Below are 16618 nucleotides of genomic sequence, written 5' to 3'. Positions count from 1 at the left end.
GGGGGGGCTAACGCCCCCCCCCGGCGCCGCGCCCGGTCAGCCCGCGTTCGCGTCCGCGGCCTGTGCCCGCAGCGCGCGGTCGATGCCCGCTCGCGACTCCGTCACCAGACGCCTCAGCGCCGCCGTCGGCTCGGCGGACGCGAGCCACGCGTCCGTGGCGTCCAGGGTCTCCGGCGAGACCTGGAGCGCCGGGTACAGGCCCACCACGATCTGCTGCGCCATCTCATGGCTGCGGCTGTTCCAGACGTCCTTCGCCACCGCGAAGTACTTCTCCGTGTACGGCGCCAGCAGCTCCCGCTGATCGGTCTGGATGAAGCCCCCGATCACCGCTTCCTGCACCGCGTTCGGCAGCTTGTCGCTCTCCACGACCGAGGCCCACGCCTCCGCCTTGGCCCGCGGCGTCGGCCGTGCGGCCCGCGCCGTCGCGGCGTGCCGTTCGCCCGCGGAGGTCTTGTCGTGCTCCAGCTCGGCCGCGATCTCGGCCTCGTCGGCCCGCCCCGTGGCGGCGAGCCGCTCCAGCAGCGCCCAGCGCAGCTCGGTGTCGATGACCAGGCCCTCGATCGTCTCGGTGCCCTTGAGCAGCCCGGAGACCAGGTCCAGCTGGGTGTCGGTGCGGGCGGTCGCGGTGAAGGCCCGCGCCCAGGCCAGCTGGTGGTCGCTGCCCGGCGCCGCGGCCCGCAGGTGGTCGAGCGTGGCCTCGGTCCACTGGGCCAGGCCCGTCTCGCGCCAGTCGGGCGCGGCGTACAGGTCCAGGGCCAGCTTCACCTGGCGGTGCAGGGACTGGACGACGCCGATGTCCGACTCCTTGGCGATGCCCGAGAGCACCAGCGCGAGGTAGTCGCGGGTGGCCAGTTCGCCGTCGCGGACCATGTCCCAGGCCGAGGCCCAGGACAGCGCGCGCGGCAGGGACTCCTCGAAGTCGCCCAGGTGCTCGGTGACCACGGCCAGCGAGTCCGGGTCCAGCCGCACCTTCGCGTAGGTGAGGTCGTCGTCGTTGAGCAGGATCACCGCGGAGCGCTTCGTACCGGTCAGCTGCGGCACCTGGGTCAGCTCGCCGTCCACGTCGAGCTCGATGCGCTCGGAGCGGATCAGCTTGCCGGTCGGGTTCAGGTCGTAGAGCCCGATGGCGATGCGATGCGGCCGCAAAGTGGGCTCGCCCTTGGCGCCCGGCGGGAGGGCCGGGGCCTCCTGCCGCACGGCGAAGGAGGTCACCGTGCCGCTCGCGTCCGTCTCGATTTCCGGCCGCAGCACATTGATGCCCGCCGTCTCCAGCCACTGCTTGGACCAGGTCTTCAGATCGCGCCCGCTGGTCTCCTCCAGCGCGCCGAGCAGGTCCGACAGCCGGGTGTTCTGGTAGGCGTGGCGCTTGAAGTACGCCTGGACGCCACGGAAGAACTCGTCCATCCCGACGTACGCGACCAGCTGCTTGAGCACCGAGGCGCCCTTGGCGTACGTGATCCCGTCGAAGTTGACCAGGACGTCGTCCAGGTCGTTGATCTCGGCCATGATCGGGTGGGTGGACGGCAGCTGGTCCTGCCGGTAGGCCCAGGTCTTCATGGAGTTGGCGAAGGTGGTCCACGAGTGAGGCCACCTGCTGCCCGGCGCGTGGGCCTGGCAGGCGATCGAGGTGTAGGTGGCGAACGACTCGTTCAGCCACAGGTCGTTCCACCACTCCATGGTGACCAGGTCGCCGAACCACATATGGGCCAGCTCGTGGAGGATGGTCTCGGCGCGCGTCTCGTACGCCGCGTCCGTCACCTTGGAGCGGAAGACGTACTGGTCGCGGATGGTCACCGCGCCCGCGTTCTCCATCGCGCCCGCGTTGAACTCCGGCACGAACAGCTGGTCGTACTTGGCGAACGGGTACGCGTAGTCGAACTTCTCCTCGAACCACTCGAAGCCCTGCCGCGTCACCGCGAAGATCGCGTCCGAGTCGAGGTACTCCGCGAGCGAGGGACGGCAGTAGATGCCCAGCGGCACCGAGCGGCCGTCCTTCTCGTAGGAGCTGTGCACGCTGTGGTACGGGCCGACGATCAGTGCGGTGATGTACGTGGAGATGGGCGGGGTCGGCTCGAACCGCCAGACGTTGTCCTTCGGCTCCGGCGTCGGCGAGTTCGAGATCACCGTCCAGCCCTCGGGCGCCGCCACGGTGAACTGGAACGTGCCCTTCAGGTCGGGCTGCTCGAAGTTGGCGAACACCCGGCGGGCGTCGGGCACCTCGAACTGGGTGTAGAGGTACGCCTGCTGGTCGACCGGGTCGACAAAGCGATGCAGCCCCTCACCGGTGTTGGTGTACGCGCAGTCCGCGACCACCCGCAGCTCGTTCCGCCCGGCCAGCAGCCCCGGCAGGGCGATCCGCGAGTCCTTGAAGACCTCGTTCGGGTCGAGGGCGTCGCCGTTCAGCACCACCTCGTGCACCGTGGGCGCCACCAGGTCGATGAACGACTCCGCGCCCGACTCGGCGGCGTCGAAGCGCACCGTGGTCACGGAGCGGTAGGTACCGCCCTCCTGGGCGCCGCTCAGGTCCAGTTCGATCTCGTACGCGTCCACCGTGAGGAGGCGCGCCCGCTGCTGCGCTTCCTCCCTTGTGAGGTTGGTGCCAGGCACGTCGGCTAACTCCCGTTCGTCATGTGCGGTACGCCATGCGTCAGGCGGATGGCCATCCTCGCACGTCGGACGGTCAGTGCCGGTAGACCGGTTTGTCCACGAGCGGAAAGGGTGAACACGGCGACGAGGCGGACGGCGGTGGCGGGCGGCGCGGTACGCCGAAGGGGGGGAGCGGCCGCCCGGCCGCTCTCCCCTTGAGGCGAGATCTGGGCGAGACGCGGGCGTCAGGCCAGGTCGGCCGCCACCAGCTCGGCGATCTGCACCGCGTTCAGCGCCGCGCCCTTGCGCAGGTTGTCATTGGACAGGAACAGCGCGAGACCGTGCTCGACCGTCTCGTCCACCCGGATCCGGCCCACATAGCTGGGGTCCTGGCCCGCCGCCTGGAGCGGGGTCGGGATCTCCGAGAGCGCCACGCCCGGGGCCGCGCCCAGCAGCTCATAGGCGCGCTCCACGCTGATCGGACGCTCGAAGCGGGCGTTCACCTGGAGCGAGTGGCCGGTGAAGACCGGGACCCGGACACAGGTGCCGGACACCTTCAGCTCCGGGATCTCCAGGATCTTGCGGCTCTCGTTGCGGAGCTTGTGCTCCTCGTCGGTCTCGAATCGGCCGTCGTCAACGATCTTCCCGGCCATCGGGAGCACATTGAACGCGATCGGGCGGGCGTACACCCCGGGCTCGGGGAACTCCACCGCCGCGCCGTCGTGGGTGAGCTCGGCCGCGCGGTCGGCGGTCTTGCGGATCTGGCCGTCGAGCTCGGCCACACCGGAAAGACCGGAGCCGGAGACTGCCTGGTAGGTGGTGGCCACCAGGGCGGTCAGCCCGGCCTCGGCGTGCAGCGGGCGCAGCACCGGCATGGCGGCCATGGTGGTGCAGTTCGGGTTGGCGATGATGCCCTTGGGGCGGTCCACCGCGGCGTGCGGGTTGACCTCGGCCACGACCAGCGGCACTTCGGGGTCCATCCGCCAGGCCGAGGAGTTGTCGATCACGACCGGGCCCTGGGCGGCGACCTTCTCGGCCAGCGCCTTGGAGGTGGCGCCGCCCGCGGAGAACAGGACGATGTCCAGACCGGAGTAGTCGGCCGTGGCGGCGTCCTCGACGGTGATCTCGGTGCCGCGCCACGGGAGCGTCCGGCCGGCCGAGCGGGCGGAGGCGAACAGCCGCAGCTGCTCGGCCGGGAAGTCACGCTCGGCGAGCACCCTGCGCATCACTCCGCCGACCTGGCCGGTCGCTCCGACGATTCCGATCCTCATATCAGCCCTTTTCCTTGGTTGTGCCTGTTCGAGGCGCCTACCCTCCCGGCAAGTGTCTCAGGCGGGTCCGTTACCGTCCCGTGATTCATCCCACGGTGGGAGCGGTACCGCGATGTGGCGGGGGCGGTTCCCAGATCTGATGAACGCCGAGTGAGCGGAAGAATTCCTGTTCACAAGGGCGCGATGACCGTTTGCTACCGCCAAGATCCACGTGTGGAGATCGGCGGCCCGCGTTGCCGCCTCGTTCACTCCCAGGCCATCCCCGATGCCAACGATCCCAGGTGAGGACAGCCTCGCTGTCCGCCCGCCACCGCGTGTCCACTCGGGGAGATCGCGCATGTCCCGCATACGGTCCGTACGGTCCGCCGCAGCTGCCGTCGCCACCCTCGACCGGCGCACCTTCCTCGCCGCCGCCACCGCCACCGGTGCCACGGCCGGCCTGGGAATCGCCTTCGGTCCCGGCAGCGGCTCGGCCGGTGCCTCGCAGCCCGCCACCGCGCACGCCGCGGGCCGCCGGGTGGTGCAGGCCCCGGCTGCGCCCTCGACAGCCGGTACGACGCTGGAGACGTTCTCGGCCGCACACGGCGCCACCGGCTACCGGCGGCTCGCCGACGGCCCCGCCTGGGCCCGCGAGGTCCGCACCGAGATCACCGGCGCCAAGGGCGGCCGCGAGGACCGGCGCACCGCGCTCGCCTCGTTCGTCCAGTTCACGGATCTGCATCTGACCGACGTCCAGCACCCGATGCGCTACGAGTTCCTGCGCTCCGGGCGCGCCGGGGCATGGCGGCCGCACGAGGCGCTGACCATCGCCGGGGTCGCCTCGCTCATCGAGCGGATCAACGGGCTGCGCGGCGGACCGGCCACCGGGGCGCCGCTGTCGTTCGTCATGACCACCGGCGACAACACCGACAACAACGCCAAGATCGAGCTGGACTGGTTCCTGACCGCCATGAACGGCGGCCGGATCACCCCCAACACCGGCGATCCGCGCCGCTACGAGGGCGTGCAGAACAGCGGGCTCAAGGAGTTCTGGCACCCCGAGGAGGCGCTGCGCGACGCCGACAAGAAGGTCGGCTTCCCGCGCATCGACGGCTTCCTCGAGGCCGCGCTGCGCACCGTCAACAGCCCCGGGCTGCGGCTGCCGTGGTACTCCACCATCGGCAACCACGACGATCTGGCGGGCGGTGTCTACTCCCTCGGCCACGACTACTACACGGACTTCGCCACCGGGAAGCACAAGCTGGAGATCATCCCGGCCGCGGAGGCCGAGACGATCTACAAGGGGACGCGCAAGGGGGCCGACCCCAAGGGGGCGGACCTGAAGGCGCTGCTGGACGCGCACGCCAAGGACATGCGCACGGTCACCCCCGACGAGCGCCGCGCGCCCTTCACCCAGTCCGAGTACCTGGCCGCGCACCTCGACCCGGCCGCCACCGGCTCCGGTCCGGTCGGCCACGGCTACACCAGGGCCAACCTCGAGCAGGGCACGCTCTACTACTCGTTCCGGATCTCCGAGAACATGATCGGCATCAGCCTGGACACCACCGACCCGGGCGGCCACTACACCGGTTCGCTCGGCACCGCCCAACTGCGCTGGCTGGAGCGGACGCTGAAGGCCCACAAGGACGACTACGTGATCGTCTTCAGTCACCACTACAGCCGCAGCCTCACCAACATGAACCACGACCCGGGCCGTCCGGGCGAGGCCCGCCACGGCGGGGACGAGGTCGTCGCCCTCTTCCAGCGCCACCCCAAGGTGCTGGCCTGGATCAACGGCCACAGCCACCAGAACGAGATCACCCCGCGCGGCACCTTCTGGGAGATCACCACCGCCTCGCATGTGGACTTCCCCCAGCTGGCCCGGGTGTTCGAGGTCGTGGACAACCACGACGGCACGATCTCCCTGTTCACCACGCTCATCGAGTCGGCCGCGCCGCACCGCACGGACTTCTCGGACCTGTCCCAGACCGGGCTCGCGGCCCTCTACCGCGAGCTGTCCTTCAACGCGCCCGGCGCCAGCCAGAAGCTGGCCGGCGACGCGACGGACCGCAACACCGAGCTGCTGCTGCGCAAGCCCTGACTCCTCCCGCCGCGCAGCCCCGGGGGCCTCAGCGCGGCAGGACCACCACATAGGAGGCCGGTTCGCGGTCGGCCGCCGCGATCAGTGCGGTACGGACCACCGCGGCCTGCTCCTCCGGTGACTCCCGGAGCTTCTTCGGGCTCACGCGCACGACCGTGATCCCGAGCCGCTCCAGGTGCTCGCGCTTGCGGCCGAAGCCGCCGCGCCAGATCTCCTCGTCCTGGCGCGGCGCCCGTGCGTCGATCTCCACCGCCACCGCCTGCTCACGCCAGTAGGCGTCCACCCCGCCGAGGGTGGGCCCGCCGGGCAGCCGCAGCTCCACGTTCCACAGCGGCTCGGGCAGATGGTGGCCGCGCACCATGTCGTACAGCCGCCCCTCGGCGATCGCCCGGCCCTCGGCGAGCAGCGCGTCCACGGCGTCCACGACATGCGGCCGGGACAGCAGCCGGGCCGAGTTCAGCTCCGCCACCACGGCCGCGGCCTCGCAGTGGCCGTGGCGCACGGACTCGGTGAGCAGCCTGCGGACCAGTACGGCGTCGGTGAGCCGGGCGACGGCGTCGGCGAGGGCGCGGGCCACCGGGGCGGTGGGCACCCCCGCGAGGTACTGGGGAGCGGGCAGGGTGCCCGCCCGGACGAAGCGGACGAAGCCGGTGGCGCGCAGCCGCCGGGTGCGCGGCACCAGGACGTCGATGTGGTCGAGGGAGGCCAGCGGGGGAGCGGAGGAGAAGTGGCGCAGGGCGAGCGCGGCCAGCCCGGTGATCATCGCTTCGCCGCACGGTTCCGCGCCGCCCGGCGCCGACCCGTCGGCCCCCTGGCCGCGGCTCGCGGTGTACAGCAGCGCGGCCAGCAGCCGCTCCTCGCTGGTCGCCGGGCCCGGGTGGAGCAGATGGACGCCCGGCAGGATCTGCTGCCAGGGCCCGCCGGCCCGGCAGCGCTCCGCGGCGACGGACGCGGTCACACCGTGCTCGCGCAGCTGACGTGTGGTCAGGACGCGGCGCTGGACGTCCGAGAGGTGGTGGAGGGGGCGGGGGGACAGCGGCGTGTTGTGGCTCATGCCCCCGCCATTCCCGCGCCCGCTCCACCGGCTAACCGCTGTTACACAGTCGTCGACAAAAGCGGACAACACCGTACTAAAGTACGGCAGTTCGAATGCCGAAAGAGCTCCCCTCTTCTCCCGAAAGAGCTCCCCTCTTCTCCCGGAGGAGCTCCCGCTTCGGTCGAAGCAGCTCCCGCTTCGGTCGAACGTCTGCGTCAGGCGGCCGCCCTCGCGTCGCACTCCTGGCCACGCAGGGCGCGGGCGAGGTCGTCGCGGGCCTCCAGGACCAGTCGGCGCAGCGCGGGGGCCGCGTCCGGGTGCCCGTCCAGCCAGACGTCGGCCGCGTCCAGGGCGCGGTTGTCGCCCTGCGCGGCCGGGAACAGCCCGCGCACGATCGCCATCCCGATCTCGATCGACCGCTCCTGCCAGACGCGCTCGATCACCTCGAAGTAGCGCGGTGCGTACGGCGCCAGCAGCTCCCGCTGGCCCGGCTGGTCGAAACCGGAGATGGTGGCCTCCACCAGGGCGTTGGAGAGCCGGTCGGACTCCACCACCGCGTCCCACGCCTCGGCCTTGACCGCGGCGGAGGGCCGGGCGGCCAGGCACCGCACCTGGTGGCGCTTGCCGGAGGCGGTGTCGTCGCGGGCCAACTCGGCGGCGATCAGATCCTCGTCGGCCTGGCCGCTCGAGGCCAGCGCGGCCAGGAACGTCCAGCGCAGCTCCTGGTCCACATCCAGCCCGTCGATCCGGGCCGTGCCGTCCAGCAGCCCGCGCAGCAGCCGCAGCTCGGACTCGGCGAAGGCGACCTGCGCGAAGAACCGCGCCCAGGCCAGCTGGTGCCCGCTGCCCGGCTCGGCCAGCCGCAGCTCGCGCAGCGCGCCCTCGGCCAGCCGGGCGGCGGCGTCCTCGCGCGCGTCCGGCGCCGAGTAGTGGTGCAGGGCGGACAGCGCCCACGCCTGGACCATCTGGAGCACCCCGATGTCGCTCTCGGCCCCGGCGAACCGCCGCACCAGCTCCAGGTAGTCGCGGGCGGGCAGCAGCGCGTCGCGGGTGAGGTTCCACAGCGCGGACCAGCTCAGGGCGCGGGCGAGGGGGTCGGTCAGCTCGCCGAGGTGCTCGCGCAGGGTGTCCAGCGAGCCCTCGTCGAAGCGGATCTTGCAGTAGGTGAGGTCGTCGTCGTTGACCAGGATCAGATCGGGCCGGGAGGCGCCGGTCAGCTCGGGGATCACCGTACGGGGGCCGTCGACGTCCACCTCGGCGCGGGCGTAGCGCACCAGCGCCCCGGGGCGCTCCCCGGCCGGGGCCTCCTTGCGGTACAGCCCCACGGCCACCCGGTGCGGCCGCAGCTCCCCACGCGGCGGAGCCGCATATTCGGAACCAGCGGTCTCGGCGGCCTCCTGGACCACGGCCAGCTCGGTGATGTGCCCCTCGGCGTCATAGGTGGCGTGCGGTGTGAGCGCGTTGACCCCCGCGGTCTCCAGCCAGGCGCGCGACCAGGTGGCCATGTCCCGCCCCGAGGTCTCGCCGAGCACCGACAGCAGGTCCGACAGCCGGGTGTTGCCGTACGCGTGCCGCTTGAAGTAGCGCCGCGCGCCCTCCAGGAAGGCGTCCTGCCCGACATAGGCCACCAGCTGCTTGAGCACGGACGCGCCCTTGGCGTAGGTGATCCCGTCGAAGTTGAGCTTGGCGTCCTCCAGGTCACGGATGTCGGCCGTGATCGGGTGGGTGGACGGCAGCTGGTCGGCGCGGTACGCCCATGCCTTGCGGCGGTTGGCGAAGGTGATCCAGCCGTCGGTGAAGCGGGTCGCCCCGACCAGCGAGAAGGCCCCCATGAAGTCGGCGAACGACTCCTTGAGCCACAGGTCGTCCCACCACTCCATGGTGACCAGGTCGCCGAACCACATGTGCGCCATCTCGTGCAGGATGACGTTCGCCCGGCCCTCGTAGGAGGCCTGGGTGACCTTGCCGCGGAAGATGAACTCCTCACGGAAGGTCACACAGCCCGGGTTCTCCATCGCGCCGAGGTTGTACTCCGGCACGAACGCCTGGTCGTACTTGCCGAACGGGTACGGATAGTCGAAGTGGTCGTGGAAGAAGTCCAGGCCCTGCTTGGTGATGGTGAAGATGTCGTCCGCGTCGAAGTGCTTGGCCAGCCCCTTGCGGCAGAGCGCGCCCAGCGGGATCTCCAGCGCCGAGCCGTCCGGCAGTGTGCGGCGGTAGAGGTCGCTCACGTAGTGGTACGGACCGGCGACCACGGCCGTGATGTACGTCGAGATGGGTTGGGTCGTCACGAAGTGGCTGGTCGCCGCGGTGTCGTCGGCGCCGGACGGCTCCACCCGGTCCACCGCCCCGTTGCTCAGCACCGTCCAGCCCTCCGGGGCGGTCACCGAGAAGGTGAACGGGGCCTTGAGGTCGGGCTGTTCGAAGTTGGCGAAGACCCGGCGGGCGTCGGCCGGCTCGTACTGGGTGTAGAGGTAGACCTCGCCGTCCTCCGGGTCCACGAAGCGGTGCAGCCCCTCGCCGGTCCGGCTGTACGCGCACCGCGCGTCCACCACCAGCTCGTTCTCCGCGGCGAGGCCCTCCAGCGCGATCCGGGAGCCGTCGAAGACCGCCGCCGGGTCCAGCTCCCGCCCGTTGAGCCGCACCGAGGTCACCGAGGGCGCCAGCAGATCGGCGAAGGTCGCCGCGCCCGGCTCGGCGCAGCGGAAGCGGATCGTCGTGGTGGAGCGGAAGGCGCGCGGCCCGGACCCGGTGTGCTCACCCACCGCGGACCGCAGATCGAGCGCCACCTCGTAACCCTCGACGGCCAGCAGCTTCGCCCGCTCACGGGCCTCGTCACGGGTCAGGTTCTCACCGGGCACGACGCGGCTCCCTCGCCAATGTCTCGCATCTCGGATATCGGACAGCGGGAATCATGTCACGGGGCACCGACACGCGGCATCGGGGAATGAGCCCCCTCCCGCGTGCGTTGGTTGAAGCAGCCAGCTCTCTATTCGTTTGCGATATCTACGCGCCCGCTTGAGGAGAAACCGTGACCGAGACTGCCAAGACGCCCGCCGATTTCTGGTTCGATCCGCTGTGTCCCTGGGCCTGGATGACCTCGCGCTGGATGCTCGAGGTGGAGAAGGTGCGCCCGGTCGAGGTGCGCTGGCACGTCATGAGCCTGGCCGTGCTCAACGAGCCCAAGCAGGATGAGCTGCCCGAGGAGTACCGCGAGCTGCTGAAGACCGCCTGGGGCCCGGTCCGGGTCTGCATCGCCGCCGAGCAGAAGCACGGCAGCGAGGTCCTCGGCGCCCTCTACACCGCCCTCGGCACCCGCTTCCACAACCAGGGCCTGGAGAAGAACCGCGAGACGATCGTGGCCGCCCTCGAGGAGGCCGGGCTCCCCGCCGAGCTCGCCGACTTCGCCGACTCCGACGCGTACGACACCGAGCTGCGCGCCTCCCACAAGGAGGGCATCGACCTGGTCGGCCAGGACGTGGGCACCCCCGTCATCGCCGTCCCGGGCTCGGACGGCGAGCAGATCGCCTTCTTCGGCCCCGTGGTCACCCCGGCCCCCAAGGGCGAGGACGCCGCCAAGCTCTGGGACGGCACCCTGATGGTCGCCTCGATCCCCGGCTTCTCCCAGAACCCGCCCCCCCGCCCGCGCGCCCCCATAGTCCCCTGACCAATCCCCCCAGCGCCCCCCCCCCCCGCCCGGCCCGCCGCGGGTGGCCACCGCGCGGGGGCCCTTTGCCGTTCTCCATCGGCTTCCGGCTGTCGGCTCAGCCGCGGCGGCCCACCAGCTTCCAGGCGGCCGGGAGCGCGCCCATCGCCAGGGCGGCCTTCAGGGCGTCACCGATCAGGAACGGGGTGAGCCCGGCCGCGATCGCCTCACTGAGGGAGATATGGGTGGCCAGCGCCAGGTACGGGACGCCCACGGCGTAGGTGACCGCCGAGCCGACCGCCATGGTGCCCGCGGTGCGCAGCACCCCGCGGTCGCCGCCGCGCCGGGCGAGCGCGCCCACCACGGTGGCCGCCAGCAGCATGCCGAGCACATAGCCGAACGACGGCATGGCGGCGCCGGAGCTGCCCTCGGCGAACCACGGCACGCCCGCCATGCCGACCAGGGTGTACAGCGCCAGCGACAGGAAGCCGCGCCGGGCGCCCAGTGAGGTGCCGACCAGCAGGGCGGCGAAGGTCTGGCCGGTCACCGGCACCGGCGAGCCGGGGACGGGCACCGAGATCTGGGCCGCGAGACCGGTGAGCACGGCGCCCCCGATGACCAGCGCGGTGTCCCGGGCCAGGACGCGCCGGGCGGGAAAGACCGCGTCCGCGAGGACCGTACCGGGTGTGGCGGCGGCAGAAACCGTGCTCATCAGCGATGCTCCCAGGTCAGAGGGTGGATACCGGGACGCTAACCCAGCGTGGGGGCCGCGGACACCGTCGGATGGCCACAAAGCCGGACGCATCGGCTTGGCGGCTTCCGGCAGACGGCCCTGATACGGAGCGTGATGCAAGTGTCCGATATCCAGAAAGGATTGTCCGCGATGTTGTCCCCATAGGACACGCCCTTCACACTAGGGACGTTTTGCATCCGCCACCGGCGCTCGTAAGGGACAGAGAAGAAGTATGAACCGGACACCCGCGTCCTCGGCGCCATCGGGCGCCGCCGAGGCCACCGGCACGGGCGAGAGCGCCACGCCGCCGCTCTCCCACGGCCTCAAGCAGCGCCATCTGTCGATGATCGCCCTCGGTGGCGTGATCGGCGCGGGGCTGTTCGTCGGTTCCGGCGCCGGAATCGCCGCCGCCGGTCCGTCGATCGTGGTCGCCTACGCGGTGTCCGGGCTGCTGGTGATGCTCGTGATGCGGATGCTCGGCGAGATGTCGGCGGCCAACCCGGCCTCCGGCTCGTTCTCCGTGCACGCCGAGCGGGCGATCGGGCCCTGGGCGGGGTTCACGGTGGGCTGGATGTTCTGGATCCTGCTGTGCGTGGGCATCGCCGCCGAGGCGATCGGCGCGGCCGGGATCATGGTCCAGTGGTTCCCGGGCAGTGAATCCTGGATGTGGGTCGCCCTCTTCATGGCGATGTTCTGCGGCACGAACCTCGCGGCGGTCAGCAACTTCGGCGAGTTCGAGTTCTGGTTCGCCGCGCTGAAGATCGCCGCGATCACGGTCTTCCTCGTCCTGGGCGTGCTCGCGATCCTGGGCGTCCTGCCGGGCACCGACGCCCCGGGCGGCTCCCATCTCAGCGGTGACGGCGGCTTCCTGCCCAACGGGGTGAACGGCCTGGTCGTCGGCCTGCTGGCCTCCGTCTTCGCGTACGGCGGCCTGGAGACGGTGACGATCGCGGCGGCCGAGTCCGAGAACCCGGTCAAGAGCGTCGCGGGCGCGGTGCGCACCGCGATGTGGCGTATCGCCCTCTTCTACGTCGGCTCGATGCTGGTCGTGGTCACGCTCATCCCGTGGAACGACAAGTCCGTGGTCGAGGAGGGCCCGTATGTGGCCGTGCTCAACCACCTCGACATCCCCGCGGCCGGCGACATCATGAATGTGATCGTGCTGATCGCGCTGCTCTCCGCGATGAACGCCAACATCTACGGCGCCTCCCGGATGTCCTATTCCCTGGTCACCCGCGGCGAGGGCCCCGCCTTCCTGGGCCGGGTCACCGGCGGCGTGCCCCGCCTGACCGTGCTCGCCTCCTCCTTCTTCGGCTTCGTCGCGGTGCTGCTCAGCTACTGGTGGCCGGACACCATCTTCAAGTGGCTGCTCAACATGGTCGGCGCCGCGGTGCTGGTGGTCTGGGGCTTCATCGCCGCCGCCCAGCTGCGGATGCGGAGCCGCCTGCAGCGCGAGGCCCCGGAGAAGCTCGTCGTGAAGATGTGGCTCTTCCCGTATCTGACCTGGGTCGCGCTGGCCGCCACGGTCGGGGTGCTGGTGCTGATGCTGCGCGAGGCCGACACCCGCAGCCAGCTGTACGCCACGGCCGTGATGGCGATCGCCCTCGCCATCATCGGCTTCGTACGGCAGCGGGTGGCGGCGCGGCGGCAGCCGGGCTGATCAGGGCTGGGCTTGGGCCTCGGCCTGCCATTCGGCGAGCCACTCGCGGTTCTCGATGACGAACAGGTGCTCGGACCCGAGCACCTGTTCGCGGCGTTCGATGAGTTCCTGGAGCGTCGCGATGGCCTCGCCGTACTTGCCCAGCCCACGGGCGACCCGGGCAGTGAGGGACAGTACCGCCAGGGTCAGCGGGTGTTCCGGCCCTTGCAGACGGGTCCGGTCCGCCAGCGTTCGGCGGGCCACGGACTCCGCTTCCGCGTAGCGGCCGAGAACGCGCAGTCCTTCGCCGTAGCAGTGATGGGCCAGGACGGTGGTGAGGTGGTCGGGCGGGAGGAGCTGGGCACAGTCCTCGATGACCTGTGCCGCTTCGTCGAACTCTCTTGACCTGCCCAGCTGCGACAGGGGTTCGAGGGTCGACACTCGGCTGAAAAGCGTCTCCGCGGCATCCGCGCCCAATACCCGCCGTTGGCCGTCGACCGCGCTGCGGAACGACCGCACGGCCTCCTCGTTACGGCCCACCAGGTTCAGGGACAGCGCCAGGCCCAGATGGCTCCGCAGGGTCTCCGGGTGGTCCGGACCGAGGATCCTCTCGCGCGCGGCCAGTGTCTGCCGATGCACCGCCTCGGCGTCGGAGAAGTGTGCCAGGTAGTGGAGCGCCCAGGCCTCGGCGTCACGCGCGGCGAGAAAGACAGGGTGCTCCCTCCCCAGGCACCGCTCGGCGGTACCCGCGGCGTACCGAGCCTGTTTCAGGGCACCGGGGTGGTTCCCCGCGTGACGCATCAGCCGAGTGATGCGCACTGCCAGCCCGACCGGCTGTTCGCCTGGGGCCGTCCGCAGCAGCCGGGAGATGTGCGGGGCGAACAGTTCCCACCCCGTGGGAGTACCGGTGGGCACGGCTTCGTCCGGGGGCAGCGCCGCCTCCAGCAACCGGCCCGCCACCTCGGCCAGCGCCGCGCGTTGGGCGTCCGGAACCCCGGCGGCGACGCTGTCCAGCAGCACCCCATGAGCCTCCACACACCGACGCCCGTCCGCCTCGACCATTCCGATCAGCGAATGGTCGAGCAGTCCGCGCAGCGCCGGCTCGACCCGGTCCGCCGCGAGCGGCGGGTCGAGATGGCCGAAATTCACCTCACCCCGCGCCACCGGCATCAGTACGGACAGCGGCACCGGGTCCGCCGCCCAGCAGGACAGCAGCCGTAGCAGCGTCGTCGCCTCCGGCAGGCTCTGTCCGGCGAGGGCGTCCAGGGACAACTGCCAGGTGCGGCCGACGAGATGGCGGGACTGGCCGCTGCCGGTGCCCGCCGCGCCCCGGTCGACGAGTGCCGTCGAGTCCTCGCTCAGTTTCCGGTCGTACTCGTCCATGGACCACGATTCCAGAAGTTGATGCGACAGATGCGAGCCCGCAAGGGTCAGAGCCAGTGGCAGACAGCCCAGCCGTCGCGCCACCTTCTGCGCCGATTCGACGGTACCCGCGTCCGGGGCCAAGTCGCAGAGGACCTGTGCCGCGTCGGCCTCCGGCAGCACCCCGACGGGATGCCGCGCCGACCCGGTGCCACGCCACAGCGGTGACGTCGCGTGCCGCGTGGTCACCAGGACCGTGCCGAGCGGGCTGGTGCGCAGCCAGCCGCCCTCCTCCAGGACCGTCGGGTCGTCGGCGTTGTCCAGGACCAGCAGCCAGCGCTGGGCGGAGTGGTCCAGGTAGTGCCAGACCAGGTCGGCCGCCGCGCGCTGACCGCTGGCCGCTGCGGCCAGCTCTCCGGTGGTGGCGCCCCGGTCGCCCGCCACGGCGAGCATGCCGCCGCGCAGGGAGATCCGCTCGGAGGCGTTCACCCAGAGCCCGACGCGTCCGTGGTCCCTTACGGCTTCCGTGAAGAGCGCGTGCGCCACCGCCGTCTTGCCGCAGCCGCCCAGGCCGTGCAGGACGTGAACGTCGCCCCCGGGGCCGGTGACGGCCGCTCGCAGCCGCTCCATGAGATCGGCGCGGTCCCGCAGGATGCCCGGTGCCCGGCCGACGAGCGGCACCCTTACGGAGTCGGGGACCGACGCGCCCCGGGGCGGCCGGGCACCGACCGGCTGTGGTGCGAGAAGGGACCCCGTTCCGTCCCCGTAGTGGTGATGGTGCTCCTCGATGTACTGGTCGCCGCCGGTCTGGAAGACCCGGCCCTGGCCGGACGCGCGGCCGTCGATCGGCATGGGGCCGCTCACCGCTCGGTGATGTGCTGGTCGCGCCCGGCCTGGTAGACCCGGCCGCTGCCGGACGCCTCGGCCGTCATACGGATCTCGCCGACGGCGGGGCGCTGATCGGGGAGGCGGGGGCTCAACTCGTCGAGGATGCGGCGCAGTTCGTCCGCCACCTCCGGCTGGGCCATCAGCAGCCGACGCACCCGGCCCTGCCATTCGGCGGCCAGCTCCGCCTCGGACTCCGTGTCGCCCGTCTCACGTGCGAGCAGCAGATCGTCGCGGCTCGCCTCGAACTCCTCGCCGATGCCGTCGGCCCTGTTGGGCTGGAACCTCTGCCAGAGCGAGACCAGGCCGTCCCTCGCCGACTCCCAGGCAGTGGTGGCCATCAGCGTGACCATGGTGGTGCCCGCCGTCCTCGCGAGATCGGCGATCTGCGGATCCATGCCCTCCCCCTTCGAGCGACCTTTGATCATAGGGCCGCCGTTCTCCCCGCGCAGGGATCGGATCAAGCCACTACGGATGCATGTCACCGTAGGGCCCGGAAGCGCTCTTGCTGTTAGCCTGTACTTGCAAGTTAATTGCAATAAGCGGTCCGAAGGGCTTCGCATGGCCATCTACACACTTCCTGAACTTCCGTATGACTACTCGGAGCTGGCCCCGGTCATCAGCCCCGAGATCATCGAGCTGCACCACGACAAGCACCACGCCGCGTACGTCAAGGGTGCGAACGACACGATGGAGCAGCTCGCGGAGGCGCGGGACAAGGATCAGTGGGGCTCGATCAACGGGCTCGAGAAGAACTTGGCCTTCCATCTGTCCGGCCACATCCTGCACAGCATCTACTGGCACAACATGACCGGTGACGGCGGCGGCGAGCCGCTGGAGAGGGACGGGGTCGGGGAGCTGGCCGACGCCATCGCCGAGCACTTCGGCTCCTTCGCGGGCTTCAAGGCCCAGCTGTCCAAGGCCGCCGCCACCACCCAGGGCTCGGGCTGGGGCGTGCTGGCGTACGAGCCGGTCAGCGGGCGGCTGGTGGTCGAGCAGATCTACGACCACCAGGGGAACGTGGGGCAGGGCTCGGTGCCGATCCTGGTCTTCGACGCCTGGGAGCACGCCTTCTACCTGCAGTACAAGAACCAGAAGGTGGACTTCATCGAGGCCATGTGGAAGGTCGTCAACTGGCAGGATGTGGCGCGCCGTTACGCGGCCGCCAAGGAGCGCGCCCACAATCTGCTGCTGGCCCCGTAACCGTGGTCCGGAGCGCTCACCAGACCACCTGCCTGCGTGATCGTCTTCTCACCGAACACCGGGCAGGCGGAAAAAGGGGCCCGCCGGCGGGGCGGGGGAGCGCGGGGGGCGCGCTGTGGTTGCATCTCGAGAGGTGTGTCCCGCGCTCGTGTGGGGGGGGGTGTGTGAGACAGCCCC

11 protein-coding genes are annotated in these 16618 nt (G+C 71.0%); 4 read left to right on the top strand and 7 right to left on the bottom strand.

Annotated elements, in window-relative coordinates; genetic code table 11:
- Positions 1 to 36: 36 nt before the first annotated feature.
- Both pepN (ACFXB5_RS18525) and ACFXB5_RS18520 read right to left on the bottom strand, forming a co-directional pair.
- On the bottom strand, positions 37 to 2607 hold the full coding sequence (pepN, locus tag ACFXB5_RS18525; protein ID WP_385208840.1) for an aminopeptidase N: 2571 nt from the start codon (positions 2605 to 2607) through the stop codon (positions 37 to 39).
- A 224-nt stretch (positions 2608 to 2831) separates the two neighbouring features.
- Complete coding sequence (locus ACFXB5_RS18520) at positions 2832 to 3857, bottom strand: aspartate-semialdehyde dehydrogenase (RefSeq protein ID WP_385208837.1); 1026 nt, start codon at positions 3855 to 3857, stop codon at positions 2832 to 2834.
- A 337-nt stretch (positions 3858 to 4194) separates the two neighbouring features.
- Between ACFXB5_RS18520 and ACFXB5_RS18515 the strand changes: the two genes are divergently transcribed.
- Positions 4195 to 5937, top strand: a complete 1743-nt coding sequence (locus ACFXB5_RS18515; RefSeq protein WP_385208833.1) for a TIGR03767 family metallophosphoesterase — start codon at positions 4195 to 4197, stop codon at positions 5935 to 5937.
- A 28-nt stretch (positions 5938 to 5965) separates the two neighbouring features.
- Here ACFXB5_RS18515 and ACFXB5_RS18510 read toward each other — a convergent pair whose 3' ends face one another.
- On the bottom strand, positions 5966 to 6991 hold the full coding sequence (locus ACFXB5_RS18510) for a hypothetical protein (protein WP_385208830.1): 1026 nt from the start codon (positions 6989 to 6991) through the stop codon (positions 5966 to 5968).
- A 197-nt stretch (positions 6992 to 7188) separates the two neighbouring features.
- On the bottom strand, positions 7189 to 9834 hold the full coding sequence (gene pepN, locus ACFXB5_RS18505; protein ID WP_385208827.1) for an aminopeptidase N: 2646 nt from the start codon (positions 9832 to 9834) through the stop codon (positions 7189 to 7191).
- 170 nt (positions 9835 to 10004) lie between these two features.
- Between pepN (ACFXB5_RS18505) and ACFXB5_RS18500 the strand changes: the two genes are divergently transcribed.
- Entirely contained in the window at positions 10005 to 10640 is a 636-nt protein-coding gene (locus tag ACFXB5_RS18500; protein ID WP_385208825.1) for a DsbA family protein, read from the top strand.
- A gap of 97 nt (positions 10641 to 10737) precedes the next feature.
- Here the strand turns inward: ACFXB5_RS18500 and ACFXB5_RS18495 are convergent, their stop codons facing one another.
- Positions 10738 to 11331 carry a biotin transporter BioY gene (locus ACFXB5_RS18495; protein ID WP_037945896.1) on the bottom strand — a complete coding sequence of 198 codons (594 nt, stop codon included), beginning with the start codon at positions 11329 to 11331 and terminating at the stop codon, positions 10738 to 10740.
- 253 nt (positions 11332 to 11584) lie between these two features.
- Between ACFXB5_RS18495 and ACFXB5_RS18490 the strand changes: the two genes are divergently transcribed.
- On the top strand, positions 11585 to 13012 hold the full coding sequence (locus ACFXB5_RS18490; protein ID WP_385208822.1) for an amino acid permease: 1428 nt from the start codon (positions 11585 to 11587) through the stop codon (positions 13010 to 13012).
- On the opposite strand, the gene ACFXB5_RS18485 is transcribed toward ACFXB5_RS18490, so the two are convergent.
- Both ACFXB5_RS18485 and ACFXB5_RS18480 read right to left on the bottom strand, forming a co-directional pair.
- A complete protein-coding gene (locus ACFXB5_RS18485) occupies positions 13013 to 15205 on the bottom strand; it encodes a tetratricopeptide repeat protein (RefSeq protein ID WP_385208820.1) in 2193 nt (730 codons plus the stop codon).
- A gap of 8 nt (positions 15206 to 15213) precedes the next feature.
- Entirely contained in the window at positions 15214 to 15636 is a 423-nt protein-coding gene (locus tag ACFXB5_RS18480) for a hypothetical protein (protein ID WP_385208817.1), read from the bottom strand.
- Positions 15637 to 15799: 163 nt separating this feature from the next.
- On the opposite strand from ACFXB5_RS18480, the gene ACFXB5_RS18475 reads away from it, so the two are divergent.
- Positions 15800 to 16441, top strand: a complete 642-nt coding sequence (locus ACFXB5_RS18475; protein WP_385208814.1) for a superoxide dismutase — start codon at positions 15800 to 15802, stop codon at positions 16439 to 16441.
- The last annotated feature ends 177 nt before the right edge of the window (positions 16442 to 16618 follow it).

The organism is Streptomyces sp. NPDC059455 (genome assembly GCF_042750115.1).
Lineage (GTDB): Bacteria > Actinomycetota > Actinomycetes > Streptomycetales > Streptomycetaceae > Streptomyces > Streptomyces endocoffeicus.
This window is presented reverse-complemented; position numbering and strand designations above follow the sequence as displayed.